Below are 8101 nucleotides of genomic sequence, written 5' to 3'. Positions count from 1 at the left end.
AAAATAGAACAAGTAGATTGGACTATTTTATATGTATATTTGGTATAATAAGCATCTTGTCAAGTACTTACTCTTAACAAGATGCTTTTTTTGTGATTGTTTGTTTTTTAAGCCTAAAAAAATATATAATGTAAAAAAAGAGAATATTTTTTAGGATTGATAAAATTTATTTGTAAGTTTGATAAAAATAAAGTACTTTTGGTCTATCGTGTTAAAATGACGCAATAGAATTCCAAAAAAACAACTATTAAAAACTAAAAAACTACATTAATTTTTATGAAAAAAGACATTAGAATTAAACTATCCATTATGATGTTCTTCAACTTTTTTGTTTGGGGCATTTGGTTTGTAACCATGGGAACTTATTTGACAAAAGGCGATATTGCAGCCAGCGGCACTCAAACAGGCTTGGCTTATGGCACACAATGTTTGGGGGCTATTGTAGCACCATTTATAGTGGGCATGATAGCCGATAAATTTTTTGCAGCACAAAAAATATTAGGTATTTTGCATCTTGTTGGTGCTGGAATCTTGTATGTATTAGCTTCGCAAACCAATTTCGATTCTTTTTATAGCTTATTATTGGTTTACATGATTTTGTTTATGCCAACTTTAGCTTTGGTCAATTCAATATCTTTGAATCAAATGCAAGATGCCGAAAAAGAATTTTCAAACATTAGGGTTTGGGGTACTATTGGTTGGATAGTTTCGGGCTTGATTATTGGTTGGATGGCCTGGGAAGGTTCGCCAAAAACGTTGAACATCACATTTTTAGTTTCATCCATAGTTTCTGCGGGTTTTGGAGTGTTTTGTTTCTTTTTGCCCAATACTCCTCCACCAAAAGCGGGCAAACAAGTTAGTTTTTCTGAAACTATAGGTCTTGATGCCCTCAAAGTATTGAGCGATAAAAATTATTTAATCTTCTTTATAGCTTCTATTTTAATTTGTATTCCGTTGGCCTTTTATTATGGTCAGGCCAATCAATTTTTGAACGAAGTGGGCATGGAAGGTGCCGCAGCCAAAATGACATTTGGACAAATGTCTGAAACATTATTTTTATTCTTAATGCCTTTGTTTTTTGTTCGATTTGGAGTCAAACAAATGTTGCTCATTGGAATGGTTGCTTGGGTGGTTAGGTATTTACTATTTGCCTATGGCAATATCGACGACAATTTATGGATGCTGTATTTAGGAATTACCCTTCATGGCGTTTGTTATGATTTCTTTTTTGTAACAGGGCAAATCTACACCGATCAAAAAGCAGGCGAACAAGTACGTTCTTCGGCACAAGGGTTGATTACTTTAGCCACTTATGGTGTTGGAATGTACATTGGTTTTTATGTTGCAGGCTTGATTGTCGATCAAAATGCTGTTGGCGATGGAATGCACAATTGGTACAAAATCTGGATATTCCCTTGCTTGTTTGCTGCTGGAATTTCGATGATGTTTTTTGCTTTTTTTAAAGAAAAACAAAAAATTCAAGGCGGACATTAATGTTTCTAATACATAATCCATCTCAATTCAACTGTTTTTTTAAACGGGTAATTACAGTTTGTATTTGGTAACATTTTGTTGCAAAACTATTTTGAACTTTATAATAATTACACTATTACAAATATGAAAAGAAGAGCATTGTTAAAAAATCTTGCATGGGGTGGCCTTGTGGCCCTGACCCCCCAAATAGTATTGGCACAAGATGACAATAATTTTGCCTTGTCAAATGGGATTCAAAAGCCTTTAAAAGGCAACATCAAACATTCGGTTTGCCGCTGGACTTTTGATCATTTGTCTGTTTCAGATTTGTGTTTGTTAGTCAAACAAATAGGTTTTTCTGCCCTTGATTTGATAGAGCCAAAAGATTTTCCAATCCTCAAAAAACATGGCGTTCATTGCTCAATGTGCACGGGTGCTCACATTAGCCTGACCGAAGGCTGGAACGATTTAAAAAACCACCCTGTTTTGATAGACAATTACCTCAAACATATTGATTGGGTTGCCGATGCAGGGTATCAAAACCTAATTTGTTTTAGTGGCAATCGAAACGGCATGAGCGACCAAGAGGGACTTGAAAATTGTGTAATTGGCTTAAAACAAATTATGCCACATGCCGAAAAAAGAGGGGTTGTGATACAAATGGAGTTGTTTAATAGCAAAGTAAACCACCCCGATTATATGGCCGATTCTTCTCGTTGGGGAATCGAATTGTGTAAAGCATTGGGAAGTTCTCATTTTAAACTTTTGTATGACATATACCATCTTCAAATAATGGAAGGCAATATCATTGAAACCATTCAAAAAAACCACCACTATTTTGGACATTACCACACGGCAGGTGTGCCTGGCCGACATGAAATAGACAACACCCAAGAGCTCAATTATCCAGCCATCATGAAAGCCATTTTCAAAACAGGATATACAGGATATGTTGCACAAGAATTTATAGCAACTGCCAAAAACAAAACAGAATCATTAGCAAAAGCAATTGCCATTTGCGATATTTAATAAAATAAAATTTAACTTAAACTATTAACTAAAATAAAGTAATTAAAATGACTGAAAATCAATATGATGCCATAGTAGTAGGCTCTGGAATATCTGGAGGCTGGGCTGCAAAAGAATTAACTGAAAAAGGCCTAAAAGTGTTGCTCTTGGAAAGAGGACACAACATAGAACACATTAAAGACTATGCGGAACAAAACAAACCCATTTGGGAATACCCGCACCGTCATTTTAGACCAACCAAAGAAATGGTTGCCGAAAATCCTGTACTCAAAAGAGATTATCCACTTAATGAACGAAACTTGTCTTATTGGGCAAGCGATAAAGACAATCCTTATAGCGAAACCAAAAGGTTTGATTGGTTTAGAGGCTACCATGTGGGTGGACGTTCATTGATGTGGGGTCGTCAAAGTTACCGTTGGAGCGATTTAGATTTTGAAGCCAATTTGAAAGATGGCATTGCAATTGATTGGCCTATTCGATATAAAGATATAGAACCTTGGTACACTTATGTTGAAAAATTTATTGGTGTTAGTGGCTCGGTAGAAAATTTACCTCAATTGCCAGACAGCCATTTTATGCCTCCAATGGAACTAAATGCAGTAGAAAAAACGGTAGCCGAAAAGATAAAAGCCCATTATGCCGATCAACGACGCCTGATTATTGGAAGAACAGCTCACAATACTGGAGGCAAATTAGAAGGCCGTAGCGAATGTCAGTACCGCAATATGTGTTGGAACGGTTGTCAATTTGGGGGATATTTTTCTACACAGACTTCCACTTTACCTGCCGCAGTTAAAACAGGCAATTTGACACTTCGTCCATTTTCAATCGTAAAAGAAGTAAATTACGATAAAAATACCAAAAAAGCTACTGGTGTAACCGTTATTGATGCTGAAACCAAAGAAGAACACGTTTTTTCTAGTAAAATAGTGTTTCTATGTGCCTCGGCTTTAAACTCGGCTTGGATATTAATGAATTCTGCTACCGATGTTTGGAAAGAAGGTTTGGGTAGTTCTAGTGGTGAATTGGGGCATAATGTAATGGACCACCATTTTAGAGTAGGAGCAAGTGGTGAATTTGATGGTTTTGATGATTCCTATTATTTTGGCTACAGACCAACTGGTTTTTATATCCCACGTTACCATAATATCAATGACAAAACCAAGCGCAATTACATCAGAGGTTTTGGTTATCAAGGGGGGGCATCTAGAAATGGTTGGGAAAGCCAAGTGGCCGAAATGAACATTGGAAAAGATTTGAAAGACGTTTTTGGTAGTTTAGGTGGTTGGAGCATTGGAGCAACTGCTTTTGGCGAAATGTTGCCTTATCATGAAAATAAAATTTCATTAGACCCTGATTTGAAAGACAAATGGGGCTTGCCTGTATTGAAATTTGATGTCGAAATCAAAGAAAATGAAAAGAAAATGAAAATCGACATGATGAATGATATGAAAGAAATGCTCGAAATTGCAGGTGCTAAAAACGTAAAAACCTTTGAAGCCGACTATGCTCCAGGAATGGGTATCCACGAAATGGGGGCTGCCCGTATGGGGGCCGATCCTAAAACATCGGTTTTGAACAAAAACAATCAAGTGTGGGACTGTTTAAACGTTTTTGTAACCGATGGCGCTTGTATGACTTCGGCAAGTTGTGTTAATCCTTCGCTTACATACATGGCTTTAACAGCTCGTGCCGCAAATTTTGCTGCCGAAGAAATGAAAAAAGGAAATTTGTAACCCATTGTAAAACCAAAAAATCAATAGTATGAATCGTAGAGACTTAATAAAAAATATAGCATTAGTAAGTGGTGGCCTTTTTGTGGGTTCCAATTTTCTTTTAACTAGTTGTAAAAATGACCAAGCAGGTTCACAAAAATTAGACCAAACAATGCTGGCACTTTTAAGCGAAATTGCCGAAACCATTATTCCTGAAACCGATACACCCGGTGCAAAATCTGTTGGTGTGGCAGCATTTGTAGATAAAATTTTTCAAGATATTTATACAGACGAAGAACAAAAAGCCTTTTTAGATGCATTAAATAAAATTGAAACTAAGGCAAAAACCATGGGCGATACTTTTGCTAAATTAGCTGCCGACAAAAAAGCAGCTGTTTTTAATGCTGTTAAAAACAAAGAGGATAAAGGCTTTTTAGCTATGTATCAAATTATTTTGTTTGCCTATTTAACCTCCGAAAAAGGCCTCAAAGCTACTTTTAATTATGTGCCAATTCCTGGAAAATTTCAAGGGGATATTCCTTATAAAAAAGGAGATAAGGCTTATGTTGGATTGCAAGGTTAAACCATTAAAAAAACTTAAAAATGAACAGAAGACAATTTGTTACAAAAGGAAGTCAAGCAGCAGCTTTGTTGGCAGTATTGCCCCATATTGCTTGTGCTTCAAAAACAGGAATGACTCCAGGTATTTTCAACCATTTTGGTATCCAATTATGGACCCTAAGAGACATTATCAACGACAATCCAAAGGAAACGCTTTCGCAAATTGCTAAAATGGGTTTTACTCAAGTTGAAAGTTTTGAAGGTGCAAAAGGCATTTTTTGGGGTATGCAACCCAAAGAATTTCAATCTTTCTTACAAGGTGAAGGTTTGCAAATGATAAGTGCTCACTGCGATTGGACCAAAGACTTGGAACAGAAAGCTGCAGATGTGGCCAGTATTGGCGGCAAATATTTGGTTTGTCCATGGCTTGGCCCTCAAAAATCGATAGACGATTTTAAAATGTATGCCGATAAGTTTAATAAAGCTGGAGAAATTTGTAAAAAAGAAGGCATCAAATTTGCCTATCATAATCATGATTATTCTTTTAAAGTACTCGACGGACAAATCCCTCAACAGGTAATGATGGACTTAACAGATCCACATTTGGTTGATTTTGAAATGGACATTTATTGGGTAGTTACTGCGGGTATCAATCCTGAAGATTATTTTAAAAAATACCAAAATCGTTTTAAATTAGGGCATATCAAAGACCGCTTGAAAAATACTACAGAACCATTTGCCTCTTGCAATTTGGGCGAAGGAATGATTTCTTTTTCAGAAATATTGCAAGTAGCTCAAAAGTATGGAATGGAACATTTTATATATGAACAAGAAAAATACGATAGCAAAGGGGTGCTTGCAGATGCTCAAATAAGTGCCAATTACTTGAAGCAATTTAAAAAATAAGACAAATTATATGGTAACAATAAAAGGACCAGCCCTATTTTTGGCACAATTTTATGGAGATCAAGCACCATTTGATACCATAGACCACATTTGTCAATGGGCAGCTAGTTTAGGATACAAAGGTGTACAAATACCAACCTGGGATAATCGGTATTTTGATTTACAACGCATTGCAGAAGATCCTGTTTTTGCTCAAGAATATAAAGCCAAAATCAATAGTTATGGTCTTGAAATCACGGAGTTGTCCACCCATTTGCAAGGCCAATTAATTGCTGTTAATCCTGCTTATGATGCCTTGTTTGATGGATTTGCTCCCGATTCGTGCAAAAACAATCCAGCAGCCCGTTACCAATGGGCTGTCCAACAATTGCTGTGGGCTGCAAAAGCCTCCGAGCATTTAGGACTACAAGCACATGCAACTTTTAGTGGCTCTTTACTTTGGCATACGGTATATCCGTGGCCTCAAAGGCCTGCTGGAATTGTTGATGATGGTTTTACAGAACTAGCCAAACGTTGGACTCCTATTCTTAATGCTTTTGACCAATCGGGTGTCGATTTGTGTTATGAAGTACATGCTGGCGAAGACTTGCATGATGGAGTGTCTTATGAGCGATTTTTAGATAAAGTACACCAACATCCAAGAGCCTGTTTGCTTTATGATCCTTCGCATTTTATCTTACAATGTTTGGATTATGTTGCTTACATAGATCATTACCACGAACGCATCAAAGCCTGCCACATCAAAGATGCAGAGTTTCATCCAAATGGCAAACAAGGTGTATATGGTGGCTATCAAAATTGGACCGATCGGGCAGGCCGTTTTCGCTCTTTAGGAGACGGACAAGTGGATTTTAAACAAGTTTTTAGCAAATTAGCCCATTATGATTTTCCTGGCTGGGCGGTTTTAGAGTGGGAGTGTTGTTATAAAAATCAAGAAGATGGTGCTAAAGAAGGAGCTATATTTATAGACAATCACATTATTAGGGTTACAGACAAAGCCTTTGACGATTTTGCTGGTAAAGGACAAGACAACGATTTTAATAAAAAGGTTTTAGGAATTTGAAACCTACAAAAAATCAAACCAAGCGGTACATTTTGCCGCTTGTTTTTTTTTAATACCTAATCCATTTATACCAATAAAATAATATAATCAACTTGTTTTTTTAGCAAAAAGGATTCCAACACAAATAATGTTTTTTTTTTTACAACATATTTATTTTAATCAAAAATATATTTGGTATTAAATTTCAAAAATCAAATTTTAGTTGTACAAAAATACTTTTTTTAGTTGTTTCTGTATTCAAATTACTCAATGAAATGCCCAATAATCGAACAGAGTTTTTTAGTTTTTCTTGGTATAAAAGTTCTTTTGCAAATTCAAAAAGCAAACTTTTGTCTGAAATAAAATAGGGCAAGGTTTTACTCCGAGTTTGCTGTGTAAAATCGCTATACTTGATTTTTAGGGTAACTGTTTTTCCTGCTTTTTGGTGTTTTTGAAGTCGGCGTTCGAGTTCATTAGCAATTTTACTTAGTTTTTCTAACATAAATATTTCCGAGGTCAAATTGATGTCAAAAGTGTGTTCGGCTGCAACCGATTTGGCTATTCTGTTGGCTTTTACTTCGCCGTTGTGAACCCCTCTAACCACATGATAGTAAAATGTACCCGACTTTCCGAAATGTTTTTCTAAAAAATCCAAACTTTTTGACTTCAAATCCAATCCAGTAAAAATGCCAAGTTGGTACATTTTTTCGGTAGTTACTTTGCCCACTCCATAAAATTTCTTGATGGGCAATTGCTCCAAAAACAGTAATACCTCATTGGGAGCAACCGTTTTTTGACCATTGGGTTTATTGTAATCCGAAGCAATTTTGGCAACAAATTTATTTATTGAAATGCCTGCCGAAGCCGTTAAACCCAATTCTATAAAAATTTTTTGCCGAATTTCTGCCGCAATCATGGTAGCACTCGACATGTTTTTCTTGTTTTGCGTTACATCCAAATATGCCTCGTCCAACGACAATGGCTCAACCAAATCTGTGTATTCATAAAAAATCGATCTTATTTTTTTTGAAATTTCTGCGTATCTATCAAATCGAGGTTTTACAAAGATGAGGTCTGGACAATATTTTTTGGCCAACACCCCACTCAAAGCACTCCTTACGCCAAATTTTCGTTCCTCGTAACTGGCAGCCGATACTACACCCCTAATTTCGTTGCCCCCAACAGCTATGGGTTTGCCTCGCAACTCTGGTTGGTCCAATTGCTCCACCGATGCGTAAAAAGCATCCATGTCTATGTGAATTATTTTTCGTAAAGGCTTGCCATTCTCCATATTGTTCTAACAAAGTTGTGTTGTTCCCGAAAAATTAATACCTAATATATTTATAAAATAGTCCAAAGATGCGTAGTTATTTTT

7 protein-coding genes are annotated in these 8101 nt (G+C 36.2%); 6 read left to right on the top strand and 1 reads right to left on the bottom strand.

Features of this window, described 5'->3' with window-relative positions; translation table 11 throughout:
- Nucleotides 1–276 precede the first annotated feature (276 nt).
- From B0A58_RS12865 to B0A58_RS12840, 6 genes are all read left to right on the top strand, one after another.
- Entirely contained in the window at nucleotides 277–1494 is a 1218-nt protein-coding gene (locus B0A58_RS12865; protein WP_014082757.1) for a nucleoside permease, read from the top strand.
- A gap of 123 nt (nucleotides 1495–1617) precedes the next feature.
- Entirely contained in the window at nucleotides 1618–2502 is an 885-nt protein-coding gene (locus B0A58_RS12860) for a hydroxypyruvate isomerase family protein (protein WP_089081392.1), read from the top strand.
- Nucleotides 2503–2549: 47 nt separating this feature from the next.
- Nucleotides 2550–4238, top strand: a complete 1689-nt coding sequence (locus tag B0A58_RS12855; RefSeq protein ID WP_089081391.1) for a GMC oxidoreductase — start codon at nucleotides 2550–2552, stop codon at nucleotides 4236–4238.
- A gap of 28 nt (nucleotides 4239–4266) precedes the next feature.
- On the top strand, nucleotides 4267–4800 hold the full coding sequence (locus tag B0A58_RS12850) for a gluconate 2-dehydrogenase subunit 3 family protein (protein WP_089081390.1): 534 nt from the start codon (nucleotides 4267–4269) through the stop codon (nucleotides 4798–4800).
- A 20-nt stretch (nucleotides 4801–4820) separates the two neighbouring features.
- Nucleotides 4821–5684: a sugar phosphate isomerase/epimerase family protein gene (locus tag B0A58_RS12845; protein ID WP_089081389.1), complete on the top strand. Its 864-nt coding sequence runs from the start codon at nucleotides 4821–4823 to the stop codon at nucleotides 5682–5684.
- A gap of 10 nt (nucleotides 5685–5694) precedes the next feature.
- Nucleotides 5695–6747, top strand: coding sequence for a sugar phosphate isomerase/epimerase family protein (locus B0A58_RS12840; RefSeq protein WP_014082762.1), 1053 nt, complete (start codon nucleotides 5695–5697; stop codon nucleotides 6745–6747).
- Nucleotides 6748–6931: 184 nt separating this feature from the next.
- Here B0A58_RS12840 and dinB read toward each other — a convergent pair whose 3' ends face one another.
- Nucleotides 6932–8017: a DNA polymerase IV gene (gene dinB, locus B0A58_RS12835; protein WP_089081388.1), complete on the bottom strand. Its 1086-nt coding sequence runs from the start codon at nucleotides 8015–8017 to the stop codon at nucleotides 6932–6934.
- Between the last annotated feature and the right edge of the window lie 84 nt (nucleotides 8018–8101).

Origin of the sequence: Flavobacterium branchiophilum NBRC 15030 = ATCC 35035, from assembly GCF_002217205.1 — a bacterium.
GTDB classification, from domain to species: Bacteria; Bacteroidota; Bacteroidia; order Flavobacteriales; family Flavobacteriaceae; genus Flavobacterium; species Flavobacterium branchiophilum.
This window is presented reverse-complemented; position numbering and strand designations above follow the sequence as displayed.